The organism is Rhizobium ecuadorense, assembly GCF_001187535.1.
In the GTDB taxonomy this organism is placed as follows: domain Bacteria; phylum Pseudomonadota; class Alphaproteobacteria; order Rhizobiales; family Rhizobiaceae; genus Rhizobium; species Rhizobium ecuadorense.
In genome coordinates this window covers 1-228 of record NZ_LFIO01000919.1, presented here as the reverse complement: position 1 = coordinate 228, position 228 = coordinate 1, and the positions used below count along the sequence as shown (strand labels likewise).

Sequence of the window (228 nt, the reverse complement as noted above, 5' to 3'; positions counted from 1 at the left end):
CAGATAGACGCGCTGATACTCGTCGAATGGCAGGAGGATCGTCTGCGACAGCATGGCGTTCGGTCCGACGACACGTTGCGTGATGAAGATCCGGTTCCGATAGAAAGCCGCCAAGCCCAGATATTTCGAAAACTGCTGAATGCCGCTTCCGAGGTCTCGAAGCCGCTCCATCGATTTGGCCTGCACCAATCCACCCTGCTCGATAAGGCGGCTGCACGAACAGACAAC

1 pseudogene is annotated in these 228 nt (G+C 56.6%); it reads right to left on the bottom strand.

Annotated elements, in window-relative coordinates:
• Nucleotides 1–228 (bottom strand): annotated as a pseudogene (locus tag AF337_RS16005) (helix-turn-helix domain-containing protein); the annotation flags it as partial.